14 protein-coding genes are annotated in these 14,405 nt (G+C 67.5%); 6 read left to right on the top strand and 8 right to left on the bottom strand.

The annotated features are described in order from the left end of the window. Positions 1-24 precede the first annotated feature (24 nt). Positions 25-561, bottom strand: a complete 537-nt coding sequence (locus ACFC14_RS14325) for a gamma carbonic anhydrase family protein (RefSeq protein ID WP_376105762.1) — start codon at positions 559-561, stop codon at positions 25-27. A 131-nt stretch (positions 562-692) separates the two neighbouring features. On the opposite strand from ACFC14_RS14325, the gene ACFC14_RS14320 reads away from it, so the two are divergent. Continuing rightward, positions 693-1,178, top strand: a complete 486-nt coding sequence (locus tag ACFC14_RS14320; protein ID WP_376105760.1) for a Dps family protein — start codon at positions 693-695, stop codon at positions 1,176-1,178. Positions 1,179-1,252: 74 nt separating this feature from the next. Here the strand turns inward: ACFC14_RS14320 and ACFC14_RS14315 are convergent, their stop codons facing one another. Genes ACFC14_RS14315 through ACFC14_RS14295 form a run of 5 tightly spaced genes read right to left on the bottom strand, consistent with a single transcriptional unit; the run spans position 1,253 to position 6,138 of the window. Further along, on the bottom strand, positions 1,253-2,749 hold the full coding sequence (locus ACFC14_RS14315; RefSeq protein WP_376105757.1) for an amidohydrolase: 1,497 nt from the start codon (positions 2,747-2,749) through the stop codon (positions 1,253-1,255). Then, entirely contained in the window at positions 2,746-3,390 is a 645-nt protein-coding gene (locus ACFC14_RS14310) for an FMN-binding negative transcriptional regulator (RefSeq protein ID WP_376105755.1), read from the bottom strand. Before ACFC14_RS14310 ends, ACFC14_RS14315 begins: the two co-directional genes overlap by 4 nt. 39 nt (positions 3,391-3,429) lie before the next feature. Further along, the gene (locus ACFC14_RS14305) at positions 3,430-4,428 is read right to left on the bottom strand and encodes an Fpg/Nei family DNA glycosylase (protein WP_376105752.1); all 999 of its coding nucleotides are present in this window, start codon (positions 4,426-4,428) and stop codon (positions 3,430-3,432) included. A 1-nt stretch (position 4,429) separates the two neighbouring features. Further along, positions 4,430-4,915: a ribose-5-phosphate isomerase gene (locus tag ACFC14_RS14300; RefSeq protein ID WP_376105749.1), complete on the bottom strand. Its 486-nt coding sequence runs from the start codon at positions 4,913-4,915 to the stop codon at positions 4,430-4,432. Between the two features lie 38 nt (positions 4,916-4,953). Further along, positions 4,954-6,138: a ferrochelatase gene (locus ACFC14_RS14295; protein WP_376105746.1), complete on the bottom strand. Its 1,185-nt coding sequence runs from the start codon at positions 6,136-6,138 to the stop codon at positions 4,954-4,956. Between the two features lie 177 nt (positions 6,139-6,315). Between ACFC14_RS14295 and pepN the strand changes: the two genes are divergently transcribed. The 4 genes from pepN (at position 6,316) to ACFC14_RS14275 (ending at position 12,210) form a co-directional block, all read left to right on the top strand. After that, positions 6,316-8,868, top strand: a complete 2,553-nt coding sequence (gene pepN / locus ACFC14_RS14290) for an aminopeptidase N (protein WP_376105743.1) — start codon at positions 6,316-6,318, stop codon at positions 8,866-8,868. Positions 8,869-9,029: 161 nt separating this feature from the next. Then, positions 9,030-10,103, top strand: a complete 1,074-nt coding sequence (locus ACFC14_RS14285; protein WP_376105740.1) for a mechanosensitive ion channel family protein — start codon at positions 9,030-9,032, stop codon at positions 10,101-10,103. After that, on the top strand, positions 10,100-10,549 hold the full coding sequence (locus ACFC14_RS14280; protein WP_376105737.1) for a globin: 450 nt from the start codon (positions 10,100-10,102) through the stop codon (positions 10,547-10,549). The genes ACFC14_RS14285 and ACFC14_RS14280 overlap by 4 nt, the downstream gene beginning before the upstream one ends. Beyond that, positions 10,546-12,210, top strand: coding sequence for an FAD-binding dehydrogenase (locus tag ACFC14_RS14275; protein WP_376105734.1), 1,665 nt, complete (start codon positions 10,546-10,548; stop codon positions 12,208-12,210). The genes ACFC14_RS14280 and ACFC14_RS14275 overlap by 4 nt, the downstream gene beginning before the upstream one ends. Before the next feature lie 70 nt (positions 12,211-12,280). Here ACFC14_RS14275 and ACFC14_RS14270 read toward each other — a convergent pair whose 3' ends face one another. After that, a complete protein-coding gene (locus ACFC14_RS14270; protein ID WP_376105732.1) occupies positions 12,281-12,946 on the bottom strand; it encodes a hypothetical protein in 666 nt (221 codons plus the stop codon). 50 nt (positions 12,947-12,996) lie between these two features. Between ACFC14_RS14270 and ACFC14_RS14265 the strand changes: the two genes are divergently transcribed. Beyond that, positions 12,997-13,887 carry an acyl-CoA thioesterase gene (locus ACFC14_RS14265; protein ID WP_376105729.1) on the top strand — a complete coding sequence of 297 codons (891 nt, stop codon included), beginning with the start codon at positions 12,997-12,999 and terminating at the stop codon, positions 13,885-13,887. Positions 13,888-13,912: 25 nt separating this feature from the next. Here the strand turns inward: ACFC14_RS14265 and ACFC14_RS14260 are convergent, their stop codons facing one another. Next, entirely contained in the window at positions 13,913-14,398 is a 486-nt protein-coding gene (locus ACFC14_RS14260) for an acyl-CoA thioesterase (protein WP_376105726.1), read from the bottom strand. Positions 14,399-14,405 lie beyond the last annotated feature (7 nt).

Genomic DNA, 14,405 nt, shown 5'->3' with positions numbered 1-14,405 from the left:
GACTCAGCCTATCGGTCGGCGCCTTCAGGCCGACGTCGCAGCCGCATGTGTACGCGAGTGGGCGAGGTAGACGGCGGCGTTCGCGATCAAGCCGGACCGCTCGTCCTCGTCGAGCGTGCGGCGCACCTTCGCGGGGACACCGGCGACCAGCGATCCCGCGGGGATGTCCGCCTCGCCGAGGACCACCGCTCCGCCGGCGACCAGACACCCGGCTCCGATCTTCGCACCGCTGAGGATCACGGCTCCCATGCCGATGAGCGTTCCGTCTCCGATCGTGCAGCCGTGCACGACCGCGTTGTGGCCGATCGACACCTGGGCGCCCACGATCACCCCGTGCGCGGGGTCCACATGGATCGAGACATTGTCCTGGACGTTCGAATCAGATCCGATGCTGATCCCCGCAGAATCACCTCGAAGAACCGCGTTGTACCAGACGCTGACGCCTGCCGCGAGTGACACATCCCCCACGATGCGGGCACCATCCGCCACGAACGCCGTGTCGTCGATGGAAGGCGCGCTGTTCGGCAGGGTGAGGACGGAAGCTCCAGCAGCGATGCTCATGAGGCGAGGCTACCCGAATCACCGCGGAATCACGCGGAAGTGAGCCCAGCCTCAGCTTGCTTGCGGAATGTCTGAGCCCGAGTAGCGTTATCTACAACAGGTACGAGAAATCCCATCCGGAGGAGCACAAGATGAGCAAGGCACAGACCGTTTCCACCACCGCCATCGACCCGACCGTGGCTGCAGGGGCGGCCCAGTTCCTCTCCCCAGTGGTGCTCGGCCTCCAGGCGCTGACCGTCAACGGCAAGCAGGCGCACTGGCACGTCCGCGGCGCCAACTTCGTCGGCGTCCATGAGCTTCTCGACACGGTGGTTGCGCACGCGGGCGATTTCGCCGACACCGCCGCGGAGCGGATCGTCGCCCTCGGACTCCCGATCGATGCGCGTGTGAGCGCCGTGGCGGAGAAGGCCGGCGCGACCACCGTCCCCGCAGGCTTCACCCAGTCGGACGAACTGATCCGCGCCGTGATCGCCGACATCGACGCGATCCTGGTCGATGTCAAGTCTGCCGTCGAGGGCCTCGACGAGGTCGATCTGACGAGCCAGGACGTCGCGATCGAGATCCAGCGCGGCCTCGAGAAGGACCGCTGGTTCCTCGTCTCGCACATCGCCGCCTGATCGGTCCCGTCTGACCTCAGAAGGGGCGGCTCTCGGTTCTCCGAGGGCCGCCCCTTCTGCGTTCCTTCCGAGGATCACGCGGCGTGCGTGACATACCCCGCGAGAAGCGTGGAGAGGACAGGCATCGATCGCAGCAGCTCCCCCGACGCCGTTCGAGGATCCGCGCCGCACAGGACGATGTCTGCGGGCTCGCCGGGTCGCAGTGACGAACGCACACTCGCTTCGAGCGCCTGGTCGAGCGTGAGCCGCTCCTCCGGATGCCATGCGGCCCGCTCGTCGTCGGTGCGCGATACCGCGGCGGAGATGGCCTGCCACGGGTCGAGCTCGGCGACCGGTGCGTCCGATCCGAAGCGCAGCTGCGCACCTGCGTCCCGCAGCGACGCGAGCGGGTAGCCGATCGCGGTCTGCGACGCCCAGTGACGGTCCACCAGGTCGCGGTCGTCCACCGCGTGCTGCGGCTGGACACTGGCGATCACGCCGAGACGGGCGAATCGTGCGAGGTCGGTATGCCGCACGAGCTGCACGTGCTCGATAGATCCGACGGCGCCCGTCGTGGCGAAGGCGTCCAGAGCCGATGTGATCGCCCTGTCGCCGATCGCGTGCACGGCCACGGCCAGGCCGGCACCGGTCGCGCGGGTCAGCAGGGCGATGAGCTCGTCCGAAGGGACGGTGAGCACCCCGAAATTGTCCGGATCACCGGGATATGCGTGCGAACAGGCGGCTGTTCGTGTGCCGAGCGACCCGTCGGTGATGACCTTCAGCGGACCGACGTGCACGAGCCCCCTGCCGGCGGCCGGGACATCGGGCATCTCCCGCAGCTCGCCTGTGCGCAGCCCCTCTCCGATGGCCCTGTCGAGGTCGAAGGGGTACACCGCGAACTCGACGCGATGCGAGGCGAAGCCGGCGTGCACACGCCGGGGCCATGCCTGCGCGCTCCACGCCATGTCGAAGTCGACGAGGCCGGTGATGCCACGCGCCGCCGCTTGCTCGCCGGCCCGCATCATCGCGCGGTCGCCATGAGCGGCCTCGACGGCGTTCAGGCGGCGCGAGATCTCGAACGCCTCGGTCTCCCGCAGCACACCGTCGTCGCTCCGGAAGCTCTCGCGAGCAAGAGCGGCGCTGTTCAACCAGACGCTGTGTACGTCGGCGTTGATGAGGTACGTCGGAACGTCGCCGGTCGCAGCGTCCAGGAGATCGAGCGATGGCCGATCCGACCACAGGGCATCACGAAAGCCGGTGCCGACGCGGCGCCCATCCGACAGCGGGGCCACACCGCTCATCGCCGCGGCCGCCGAAGCAGCGGAGTCCGCGTGGCCGAGCGGCGCCCGTTCCGACGTCAGGGCCCATTGGACGGTGTGGACGTGGTTGTCCCAGAGCCCGGGAACCGCCCAGGCACCATCTGCCGCGATGACCTCACCGCGTGCAGGCAGAGCCCCCGTCGGTGCGATGTCGACGATCTGCCCATCGGCGATGAAGATGTCCACGGGCTCTTCGTCCATCAGGAACTCGCGCCCAGGGCCGACGATCCGCGCAGCCGTGATGGTGTCGATGGCCGTTCCGCGTTCGGTCACTGCTGTCGTCCTTCTCTGCGCGCATCCTGTGCGCGCCGCATCTCCGCGGCGAGAGCCGGGTTCGAGTACGGTCCGTCGGTCGAGAGGGCGGCGATCACCGTCTCGATCGTCTCCGGCGGCTTGTTCTGGCTCAGCTTTCGCTTGGCGACGACGCGGGTCGGGGTCAACCGGAAGCCGACCGTTCCTGAAGCGAGGCGCTGCACGTAGGCCTGATCGTTCGGGCGCTCCCACATGCGTCGCGGCTCCGGCATCCGGGATTCGAAGTGCGCGACGAGCTGGTCGAGCACGAGGAGGTTCTCCTCCTCGGTCAAAATCTCCGGTACTCCGGCAAGGTGCACAGCGGTGTAGTTCCACGTCGGCACCGCAGGCACATCGCCGTACCACCCGGGCGAGACGTAACCGTGGGGACCCTGGAAAACGACGAGCAGCTCGCGCTCCCCCAGGCCGTGGATGAGGTCGTCCGGTCGGCCGACATGCCCGACGATGGTGAGGTCATCACGTGCCTCGTCCAGAAGCACCGCGTAGTGCGAAGCGACGAGGCCTTCTTCCCCGGCACTCATGATCGTCGCCCAGGGACTCATCTCGATCACCCGGCGGATCTCGGCCACGTCGGCGAGAGTGAAGCTCGGATTCTGTCGCATGCGATCAGCCTAGAACGGATGCGATGCCATGGAGCCCGGTCACGCCTGGCAGCGCGGGCACCAATAGAGCTTGCGGGCGCCGATCTCCTCGAGGGCTATCTCGGTGCCGCAGACACGACACGGCAGACCGGCGCGGTGGTACACCCAGTGCCGGTCGTCGCGGTTGGCCATCGCCGCACGGTAGTCCGCGCCCGTGAGGCCGTCCATGGTCATCATCTGGCCGGTCTCGACACCGATTGCCAGAAGCCGGACCCAATCGTGCCAGAGCGCCCGCACGACCTCCTCCGGGACGTCTCGGCCCGGAGTGTGCGGGTTCAACCGCTGCCGGTAGAGCATCTCGGCACGGTAGACATTACCGATCCCGCTCACGACGGATTGGTCCATCAGCAGCAGCGCGATGACCGTCGACTTCTTTCCGACCGCCCGGACGAACCGCTCCTCGTTCTCGACCGGGTCGCCGACCAGCGGGTCGGGACCGAGCTTGGCGATCGTCGCCAGCATCTCTTCCGGGGTCTGCAGAACACAGGCGGTCGGGCCACGCAGATCGGCGGCGGTGATGTCCGTCATGAGGCGGAGACGAACCTGTCCGACGACCGGCGGCGGCCATTCGAGCCCCTCATCGACGAGGCCCTTCGTCTGCTCCGACATGCGCACGTGCACCCGCGTGCGCCGAGGCGCCCCAATGGATGCGAGGGAGTTCTCACCGGCGTCATCGAGGATCTCCTCGTCGATCACGGTACCCCGCTGGTTCGTCTGCCCCATGCGCCCGTTGGCCGAAGCGATCGTCGGATCGACGAGGATCTCCCCGGCGAAGTCCCAGGCGCCGTAGAGACCGAGGTGCACTCGCAGCCAGAGGTCGCCCTCGGTCTCGAGGAACATCTGCTTGCCGACGGCCTGCACACTCACCGCCGCACGTCCGTCCAGGACTGCGGCTCCCTCGGCGAACCGTCCCTGCGGGCTGGACGCGCTCAGGGTCTTCCCGACGAAGTTGCGATCGAACTGCCGCGCGATCCGGTGTACGGAGTGACCCTCGGGCATCTCAGGCCCGCGGATCCGGGAGCAGGGACCCGTCGCGCTCGAAGTCCGCGATCTGACCGATCCGTCGCACGTGGCGCTCATCACCCGAGAACGGTGTCTGGATGAACCGATCGATGAACGAGGTCACCTCGGCGAAGGTGTGCTGCCTCGCACCGATCGAGATGACATTGGCATCATTGTGCTCACGGGCGAGCTCGGCCGTCGAGAGATTCCAGACCAGAGCCGCTCGCACCCCTGCGACCTTGTTCGCTGCGATCTGCTCGCCGTTCCCCGAACCGCCGAAGACCACGCCGAGGGCCTCGACACCGTCCCGCTGGTCGGAGATGACCGCCTGCGCCGCGCGGATGCAGAACGCGGGGTAGTCATCGACCGCGTCGTACTCGATCGGGCCGTGGTCGACCACGTCGTGTCCCGCTGCGCGCAGGTGATCCTGCAGCTGCGTGGAGAAGTCGAGTCCCGCGTGGTCGGTGGCGATGTGGATGCGCATGACTCCCATCCTAGAAGCGGCTTCGGTCGAGTCCGAGGTCACGGGGCGATGCCCGCGGCAGCAGGCTTGAACCCCGCGCGGACGTTCTCGCAGCATCCGGGACGGCAGACATCGAAGCCGCCGGGGAGCGACGTGACATGCGCGCGCTCCTCGTTGGGCCGACCCTGAAGACGCTCCTGGATCAGATCGACGATGCCATCGACGAATGCCGGAGAGACACCGGGGGTCGGGGTGCGGGTGAAGGCGAGTCCGGCTTCTTCCGCTGCCTCGGCGGCCTCGGTGTCGAGGTCCCACAAGACCTCCATGTGGTCACTCATGAAGCCGACCGGGACGACCGCCACTGCCTTGCGCCCGCGGTCGGGCAGCTCGCCGATCACGTCGCACACGTCGGGCTCCAGCCATGGCTGCGAGGCAGGACCCGAGCGGGACTGGTAGACGAGCTCCCAGGAGACATCGGCCGCCGCGGGAACCGTCTGGCGAACCCGGTCCATGACCCAGGCAGCCACCGCGAGATGCTGAGCCGCGTACGCGCCGCCCTCACCCCAGTCGATGTCGCGCGCTCCGGAGCGCTCGGCGTCGGCCGTTGGGATGCTGTGGGTGGAGAACAGGATCTGGATGTCCGCCGGCGCGACGCCGTCGGCCAGGAAGCCCTCGACAGCCTCACGAACCCCGGTCTCGAATGCCTCCACGAAGCCGGGGTGATCGTAGAAGGGCCGGATCTTGTCGATGGTCACGGTCTCGCCCAACCCGGTCTCCTCCAGGATGCGGGCGAAGTCCTCCCGGTACTGACGGCAGCTGGAGAACGAGCTGTAGGCGCTGGTGGCGAACGCCAGCAGCGTGTTGTGACCGTTTGACGATGCCTCGGTCACGACCTCTTCGAGATACGGAGACCAGTTGCGGTTGCCCCAGTACACGGGGAGCGTGATCCCACGTTCGGCGAGGGCACTCTCGAGCGCTTCCTTCAGCACGCGGTTCTGTCCGTTGATCGGGCTCACTCCGCCGAAGTGCCGGTAGTGGTGCGCGACCTCCTCGAGCCGTTCATCGGGAATTCCTCGGCCGCGGGTCACATTCCGGAGGAAGGGGATGACATCCTCCTGCCCCTCGGGCCCACCGAACCCGGCGAGGAGGATCCCGTCGTAGGCCACCGGCGTGGTCACGAAGGGGGCTCCGCCGGCGGCAGCAGGCGAGGCAAAGGGGACGACATTCGGCTCGATCGCAGTCACCCCTCCATCCTTTCACTTCGGCAGAGCATGAAGGTCCGCACAGCTCCGTTTCTATCCCTCCGTCCTCCTGCTTCGATGCGAGGAGGCACCCGTCGCACTGGCGTAGGCTGTCAGGGTTGCCGTCGGCGCCAACTGCGCCGACCCCGGTGACATCCCCTCACCCCTGGGAGTAAAGCTGTGCCTGGAGAGAACCTCACCCGCATCGAAGCGCAGGAGCGCCGCGACGTCATCGACACTCAGTCCTATGAAGTCGCCCTCGATCTGACCAAGGGTGCCGAGATCTTCGGCTCCCGGAGCGTGGTGCGCTTCACCGCGACTCCGGAGAGCTTCACCTTCATCGATCTGATCGCCCGCGACGTGCGCGAGATCTCCCTCAACGGCGAGCAGCTCGACCCGAACGAGGTCTTCGCCGACTCTCGCATCGCGCTCAGCGGGCTGCAGGCCGAGAACGTGCTGGTCGTCGACGCCGACTGCCTCTACACGAACACCGGCGAGGGTCTGCACCGATTCGTCGACCCGGTCGACGGGGAGGTCTACCTCTACTCGCAGTTCGAGGTTCCGGACTCGCGTCGTGTGTTCGCCGTGTTCGAGCAGCCCGACCTCAAAGCGACGTTCCAGTTCACCGTGACGGCACCGGCCGCGTGGAAGGTCATCTCCAACTCCCCCACGCCCGAGCCCATCGTGCACGACGACGACACGACGGCGACGTGGGGCTTCGAGCCGACTCCGCGCATCTCCTCGTACATCACGGCGCTCATCGCCGGCCCCTACGAGTCGACGTTCTCCGAACTCACCAGTGCCTCGGGCCGCGTGATCCCCCTCGGCGTGTACGGCCGCAAGAGCCTGTGGCAGCACCTCGACGCCGACTACATCTTCGACAAGACGCGCGAAGGCTTCGCCTACTACGAGTCGAAGTTCGGCGTTCCGTACCCGTTCGCCAAGTACGACCAGCTCTTCGTCCCCGAGTTCAACGCCGGCGCGATGGAGAACGCGGGAGCCGTCACCTTCACCGAGACCTACGTCTTCCGCAGCAAGGTCACCGACGCCGTCAAGGAGCGCCGCGTCGTCACCATCCTGCACGAGCTCGCGCACATGTGGTTCGGCGACCTCGTCACGATGAAGTGGTGGAACGATCTCTGGCTGAACGAATCGTTCGCCGAGTGGGCATCCACCATCGCCACCGCCGAAGCCACCGAGTGGACCGAGGCGTGGACGACCTTCAACGCCATGGAGAAGACCTGGGCCTACCGGCAGGACCAGCTTCCCTCGACGCACCCGATCGTCGCTGAGATCAACGACCTGGAAGACGTGCAGGTCAACTTCGACGGCATCACCTATGCCAAGGGCGGATCTGTCCTGAAGCAGCTGGCCGCCTGGGTGGGCATCGAGGCGTTCTTCGCCGGAGTTTCCCAGTACTTCCAGAAGCACTCCTGGGGCAACACCGAGCTGAGCGACCTGCTCTCGGAGCTGGAAGCAACCAGCGGTCGCGACCTGAGCACCTGGTCGAAGAAGTGGCTCGAGACGGCCGGCGTCAACACGCTCGAACCCGTCATCGCCGAGGACCACGACGGCACGATCTCGCGCTTCGCCATCACGCAGACGGCCCCCGCGGACTACCCGACCATCCGACCGCACCGACTGGGCATCGGCTTCTACACGCTGACCGACGGTGCGCTCACGCGCACGCACTACCTCGAGGTGGATGTCGACGGCGACCGCACCGAAGTGCCGGAGCTGCAGGGCATCACCCGCCCCGACCTCGTGCTGCTCAACGACGAGGACCTCGCCTACGCGAAGATCCGCCTCGACGAGAAGTCGCTCGCCACCGCGATCGCCCACCTCGCCGACATCCACGATCCGCTCGCCCGCTCCCTGGTGTGGGGAGCCGCGTGGGATCAGACCCGGGATGCGGAGACGGCAGCGTCCGCCTACATCGACCTCGTGCTGGGGAACATCGGCCGGGAGACCGAGTCCACCACCGTGCGCACCACGCTCGCTCAGCTGCGGACGGCTGCCACGCTCTACGTCGCTCCGGCTGAGCGCGAGGCGGCGCGCCTCAAGATCGCCGATGGGCTGTGGAACCTGGCGGAAGCGGCCGAGCCGGGCAGCGACAGCCAGCTGCAGTTCGTCACCGCCTTCGCGAACGCCCTGGTGACCCAGGAGCATGCCGGCATCGTCGGCCGTCTGCGCTCCGGCGAGGACACGCTTCCGGGCCTGGAGATCGATGCCGACCTGAATTGGCAGCTGCTCGTCGGCCTGGCCACCATCGGCGCCACGGATGCGGCGAGCATCGATGCGGCTCTGGCTGCGGACAACACCGCCAAGGGTGGAGAATTCGCGGCGCAGGCACGGGCCTCACTGCCGGACTCGGCTTCCAAGAAGGCCGCGTGGGCTTCGCTCATCGAACGCGACGATGCCCCCAACACGATCGTCCGCTCCGCCGCGCTCGGTTTCACGCATCCTGCCGGCGCCGCCGTATTGGGCGAGTTCGTCCCCGCCTACTTCGACATGCTGCTTCCCGTCTGGGAGTCGCGCACCTACCAGATCGCCCAGTACCTGATCGTCGGGCTGTTCCCCACCGCTCTCGCCGACGCGGCGCTCCGCGATGCGACGCGCGCGTGGCTGGCTGCGAACCAGGAGGCGGCACCGGCTCTTCGACGCCTGGTCCTCGAGAACCTCGCCGACGTCGAGCGCGCACTCGCCGCACAGTCACGCGACGCGGAGGACTGAGCGCCCCGCCTGAGCCACCACCGGCTCTCGAAACGGAGACCACCCACCTCGCTCTCGGGGTGTCCAGCACGGACACGCCATAGCGGATGTGGATGGTCTCCGTTTTGGCACGGCACGTCCGTCCAGCCTGCACAGAGCCCCGCTCGCTAGGATCGTGACTGATGATGCTCCCCTTCGATGTCAACGATCCTGCCGTGGAAACCGCCCTCCCCGACTGGGTGACGAAGCTGCTCGCCTGGCTGAGCCAGGCCGGTATGAAAGTACTCACCGTCGCGATCATCATCGCCAGCTGCATCGTGATCGGGCTCATCCTTCGCCTCGTCATCCGACGGGTCGTGCACCGCATCGTCGACAGCGCGAAGAGCAAGGCATCGGTCGACGACACCCAGGCGCTGGAGCGATCCCCCCTCGCCGACATGCGACTGGTGCAGCGCACCAGGACGCTCGGCACCATCCTGCAGAACATCGTCAACGTGATGCTCGTCGTCATCGCGATCGTGCTCATCGTGAACGCTCTCGACCAGAGCCTGCTCGGTTCTTTGACTCTCCTCACCGCCGCGGTCGGCGCCGGTCTCGGTTTCGGCGCGCAGAATATCGTCAAGGACGTGCTCAACGGCATGTTCCTCGTGGCCGAGGACCAGATCGGCATCGGCGACGTCGTCGACCTCGGGCTCGCGAGCGGCGTCGTCGAATATGTCAGTGTGCGCATCACCCAGGTCCGCGACGTGAACGGCACGCTCTGGTATGTGCGCAACGGCGAGGTCACGCGCATCGGCAACATGTCTCAGGGATGGGCGCGATCGATCATCGACCTCGGGGTCCCGGCCGACTCCGACCTCGAGCAGGTGGAGCACATCATGCTTGAGACCGCACAGGGGTTGGCGAAAGATCCCAAGTGGCGCACGCGCATCATCGAGAAGCCCGAGCTCTGGGGCCTCGAGTCGATCGACGGCGATGCTCTCGTCGTCCGCATCGTGATCAAGGCACGCGCCAACGCGAAGGACGACGTGGCGCAGGAGCTGCGTCGCCGTCTGCGCGCCGCGCTGCTCGAGAAGGAGATCAGTGTGCCGCGCATGGTCGATGTCGTGCCGACGGGGCTCGACGGCGCCCGCCGAGTTCGTGGCGCGAATCCTCCCCGGACGCGACCGAATGCGGTGACCGGTGTGCCGGTGATCCCTGATCGCGGGATCTGGCGGCGCAAGAAGCCGAACGACGACGGGAGTCCCCAGAAGTGACGTTCTACGACGAGATCGGCGGACACGACACGTTCGCGAAGATCGTGTCGGTGTTCTACCGCGAGGTCGCCCTCGATCCCGTGATGAAGCCGATGTACCCCGAAGAGGACCTCGGGCCCGCCGAGGACCGGCTCCGGATGTTCCTCGAGCAGTACTGGGGCGGCCCGACGACGTATGGCGACACCCGCGGGCACCCCCGGCTCCGTATGCGGCACATGCCCTTCCACATCGATGCGGACGCGCGCGATCGTTGGCTTCGTCACATGCGCACCGCCGTGGACGAGGCGCGGTTGTCGCCTCTGCACGAAGCGACGCTCTGGGACTACCTCGAGCGGGCGGCATATGCCATGGTGAACACATTCGAGCCTTCGGGGATCGGTGCCGCTCCCGGCGGTCGCCCCACGCTCGAGACCCGATCACGTCAGGAATCAACGGAGAACTCATGACGACGAAGCCCCTGTCCACGGATGTCCTGGTGATCGGATGGGGGCTGGCAGGGCTGGTCGCCGCGGCCGAGGCCCTCGACGCCGGCCGGCGCGTCATCCTGGTGGATCAAGAGCCGCGGACGAACCTCGGCGGTCAGGCCTGGTGGTCGTTCGGCGGGCTCTTCTTCGTGGACTCCCCCGAGCAGCGCCGGCTCGGAATCAAAGACTCGCTCGAGCTCGCGACGCAGGACTGGCTCGGCAACGCCGGTTTCGACCGGCCGGAAGACGAATGGCCGAAGCGCTGGGCCGAGGCCTATCTGCAGTTCGCCGCCGGCGAGAAGCGCTCATGGCTGCGCGAGCGCGGCGTCGGCTTCTTCCCGGTCGTCGGCTGGGCGGAACGCGGTGGCTACGGCGCCATCGGACCGGGCAACTCGGTCCCGCGATTCCACATCACTTGGGGCACCGGGCCCGGCATCGTCGCTCCCTTCGCCGCCGCCGTCGAGCAGGGTGAACGCGAGGGGCGGCTGACCGTGCTCGCTCGACACCGGGTCTCCGAGCTCGCGGTGACCGATGGCGCGGTCACTGGAGCGCGCGGCAACATCCTCGCTTCGTCGGGCGCGCAGCGTGGTGCCGTGTCCTCGCGCGAGATCGTCGGCGAGTTCGAGATCGCGGCAGGGGCGACCATCGTCTCCTCGGGCGGCATCGGCGGGAACCACAACCTCGTACGTGCAGCGTGGCCCGAACGCCTCGGTACTCCCCCCGAGCACATGCTCACCGGAGTTCCGGCCTATGTCGACGGATCGATGTACAGCGTCAGCGCGGCCGCCGGCGCGCGATTCATCAACGGCGACCGGATGTGGCACTACGTCGAAGGCATCACGAACTGGGATCCGGTGTGGCCGTCTCACGGCATCCGCATCCTCCCCGGGCCGTCATCGCTCTGGCTGGATGCGACGGGCACGCGCCTCCCGGTCCCGCTTTTCCCGGGTTTCGACACGTTGGGGACGCTCGCCCACCTCCGGACGACCGGCCACGATCACTCCTGGTTCGTCACCTCGCGGCAGATCGTCGAGAAGGAGTTCGCGCTCTCGGGCAGCGAGCAGAATCCCGATCTCACCGGCAAAGACGTCCAGCTGCTGTTGAAGTCGAGGCTCGCCAAGGGCCCGACCGGACCGGTGCAGTCGTTTCTCGATGAGGGCGAGGACTTCATCGTCGAGAACGACCTCGAGTCGCTGCTCGAGCAGATGCAGCGCCACCCCGGGGGCGAGTTCCTCGACATCGACAATGTCCGCCGCGAGGTGCTCGCGAGAGACCGTGAGATCGACAACGACTTCACGAAGGATGCGCAGATCGGCATGCTTCGTGCGATGCGCAGCTATCGGGGCGACAAGCTGATCCGCACGGCAGCGCCGCATCGCCTCCAGGACCCGAGCGCAGGACCACTGGTGGCGGTCAAACTCCACGTCCTCACACGCAAGTCGCTCGGCGGCATCAACACCGACCTCGAGGGCCGCGCCCTCGATGCGACCGGCGACCCGATCCCCGGACTCTACGCCGCGGGCGAGGCGAGTGGTTTCGGCGGCGGCGGGGTTCACGGCTATCGCGCGCTCGAGGGGACCTTCCTCGGAGGGTGCCTGTTCTCCGGCAGAACCGCCGGCCGCGCTGCCGCGGCCGCGGGCTGACGCTCGAGAAGCCGAGGTGTCAGCGCGACGGGAACCGCGCGGCGCCCATGCGGCGGGTTCTCCCCCCAGGCTAGAGGGCAGAGCCGGTCGTACGCACGCTCGTCAGTCCCGTGGCCACGGGACCGCGCACCAGCACGTGTCCGCGGCGGAACGTCAGACGCGTCCACCTGCCGGATTGCGCAACGCGAACCTGCTCCTCACCCGAGATGAAGCCCATCGCATCCGCGGCGAACGCCGCGCCGCGGGGCAGCCCTCCGAGTTCCTCATCCGGCTCACCCCAGATCGCGGCGCGGAGTGCACGGACCGCTTCCTCCCCCGAGCCGGCTCCCGCGCCTCGCGCGACGGCCGAGATACCCCATTGCGCGCGCTGCGCGATCACGGATGCGACCAGCGTGGTCTTGGGCGCCCAGGCGCTCCGAGGCGGCGCGACACCTGCCCATGCCGGGGCGAGACCCGTTTCGGGGAGAGTCAGGCGGTCGGCCTCGTCCGTCTTCGAAAGCTGATCGACGACGACATCGCATTCGAGTTCGGGGTCGGCATGCACGATGCGCATGGCGAGGATGGTCGGCGTCTGATCGAACAGCGTCTGCGGCGCGAGCACGGCGGTGGTCAGCGCGAGCACCCCGTTCGCCGCCTGTAGTCGCACACCGTCGTCCGTGATTCTGGTCGCGCGACCGACGAAGGTCAGAACGTCCTTCGCGGTCTCGGGGTCGGCGAGGAGGAGGTGATGCGGCACGCGTTCTAAACTACCAACGGTGCGGCATGCGGGGTCGCGGAGAGGAACACATGAGCGCGGAGCAGCACGCCATCCAGACCGTCGAGCGACTTCTCGAGGTCCTCGATCTCGACGCGACTCAGGCACGCACCACAGAGGACATCTTCACGGGCTCCTCCCACCCGATGCCGAGTGGGCGCATCTACGGCGGCCAGGTGCTCGCCCAGGCTCTGCTCGCGGCGGAACGGACGCTCCCGGAGGACCGCGCGGTGCACTCGATGCACGGGTACTTCCTGCGCCCAGGCGACGCGAGCCAGGGAATCACGATCGCCGTCGATCGGATCCATGACGGCCGATCGTTCTCGACGCGGCGGACACAGGCTTACCAGAACGGCGTGCCGATCTTCTCGATGATCGCCTCGTTCCAGGATGCCGATCCCGGCGTGGAGCATGCCGAGCCTATGCCTGCGGGAATTCCCGATCCGGACGACCTCACCCCGGATGAGGAGCGTGTGCACGGCCTGCCAGAAGGCACGACGCGGATGCTCAGCGAACGGGCTGCCGATGTGCGACACGTCGACTCTCCGATGTATCTGCCCAGCGACGATGCTCACGTACCGCGCCAGGCTGTGTGGATGCGACTGCGTGCGCCGCTCCCCGACGACCAGCGCCTGCACAGGGCGGCTCTCGCCTACCTCAGCGACATGACGATCCAGGAGTCGATCCTGCGGGCGCACGGCGTCTACTGGGCGCTCCCCGGCTTGAAGGTCGCGAGCCTCGACCACGCGATGTGGTGGCATCGCCCCGCACGCGTGGACGAGTGGCTGCTCTACGTGCAGGAGTCGCCGAATGCGCGCGGAGGTCGAGGCCTCGCCACCGGGCGCATATACACGCGCGACGGCGCACTGGTCGCGAGCGTCGCCCAGGAGATCATGCTCCGGGTGCCCGAGGAGACGCGTTAGGCACGATCGAGACGACGGCGACGTCTCAGCGGTGGGTGTACTCGATCGAGTCACCCACGTACGGCTCCCACGCGTCGCGCATCTCCTGCGTGAGCCGGGTGGGACGCCCGGTCCGAGCATCGACCAACACGATGATCGCGGTGGACCGAGCGTAGATCTGTCGCGGTTCGGCAGCCGGATCGTTGTGCACCTCGTAGCAGACTTCGACGCTCGAGCCTCCGAGTTTGCCGAACCACATCTGCACCTCGAGAGGACGTCGCTGATAGGGCACAGGTGCGAGGTACTCGATCTCCTGGCGCGCGATGAGCGTCAGGATGCCCTCGTCGATACCGGAATCGAGCACCGCCGTCGACGGCGCCTCCTCGCCGGGGCCGGCACGCCAGAAGGCTCTGACTCGAGCCTCCTCGAGCAGTTTCAGCATCGAGGTGTTGTTGACGTGATTGAACGCATCCAGGTCACCCCAGCGGAGGTGGATCGGGATGTGCAGACGCGGCCCCTGCGAAGCAGACATCGCGGTC

It is taken from the genome of Microbacterium sp. NPDC055988 (assembly GCF_042269505.1).
Classification (GTDB): Bacteria; Actinomycetota; Actinomycetes; order Actinomycetales; family Microbacteriaceae; genus Microbacterium.
Note: the sequence above shows the minus strand (reverse complement) of the source record. Positions and strands in the feature narration are given on the sequence as shown.

Excerpts from the sequence above, each read along its gene's own strand:
- ACFC14_RS14325 (WP_376105762.1), bottom strand. The coding sequence starts at position 561 with ATGAGCATCGCTGCTGGAGCTTCCGTCCTCACCCTGCCGAACAGCGCG.
- ACFC14_RS14320 (WP_376105760.1), top strand. The coding sequence starts at position 693 with ATGAGCAAGGCACAGACCGTTTCCACCACCGCCATCGACCCGACCGTG.
- ACFC14_RS14310 (WP_376105755.1), bottom strand. The coding sequence starts at position 3,390 with ATGCGACAGAATCCGAGCTTCACTCTCGCCGACGTGGCCGAGATCCGC.
- ACFC14_RS14305 (WP_376105752.1), bottom strand. The coding sequence starts at position 4,428 with ATGCCCGAGGGTCACTCCGTACACCGGATCGCGCGGCAGTTCGATCGC.
- ACFC14_RS14300 (WP_376105749.1), bottom strand. The coding sequence starts at position 4,915 with ATGCGCATCCACATCGCCACCGACCACGCGGGACTCGACTTCTCCACG.
- ACFC14_RS14285 (WP_376105740.1), top strand. The coding sequence starts at position 9,030 with ATGATGCTCCCCTTCGATGTCAACGATCCTGCCGTGGAAACCGCCCTC.
- ACFC14_RS14275 (WP_376105734.1), top strand. The coding sequence starts at position 10,546 with ATGACGACGAAGCCCCTGTCCACGGATGTCCTGGTGATCGGATGGGGG.
- ACFC14_RS14265 (WP_376105729.1), top strand. The coding sequence starts at position 12,997 with ATGAGCGCGGAGCAGCACGCCATCCAGACCGTCGAGCGACTTCTCGAG.
- ACFC14_RS14260 (WP_376105726.1), bottom strand. The coding sequence starts at position 14,398 with ATGTCTGCTTCGCAGGGGCCGCGTCTGCACATCCCGATCCACCTCCGC.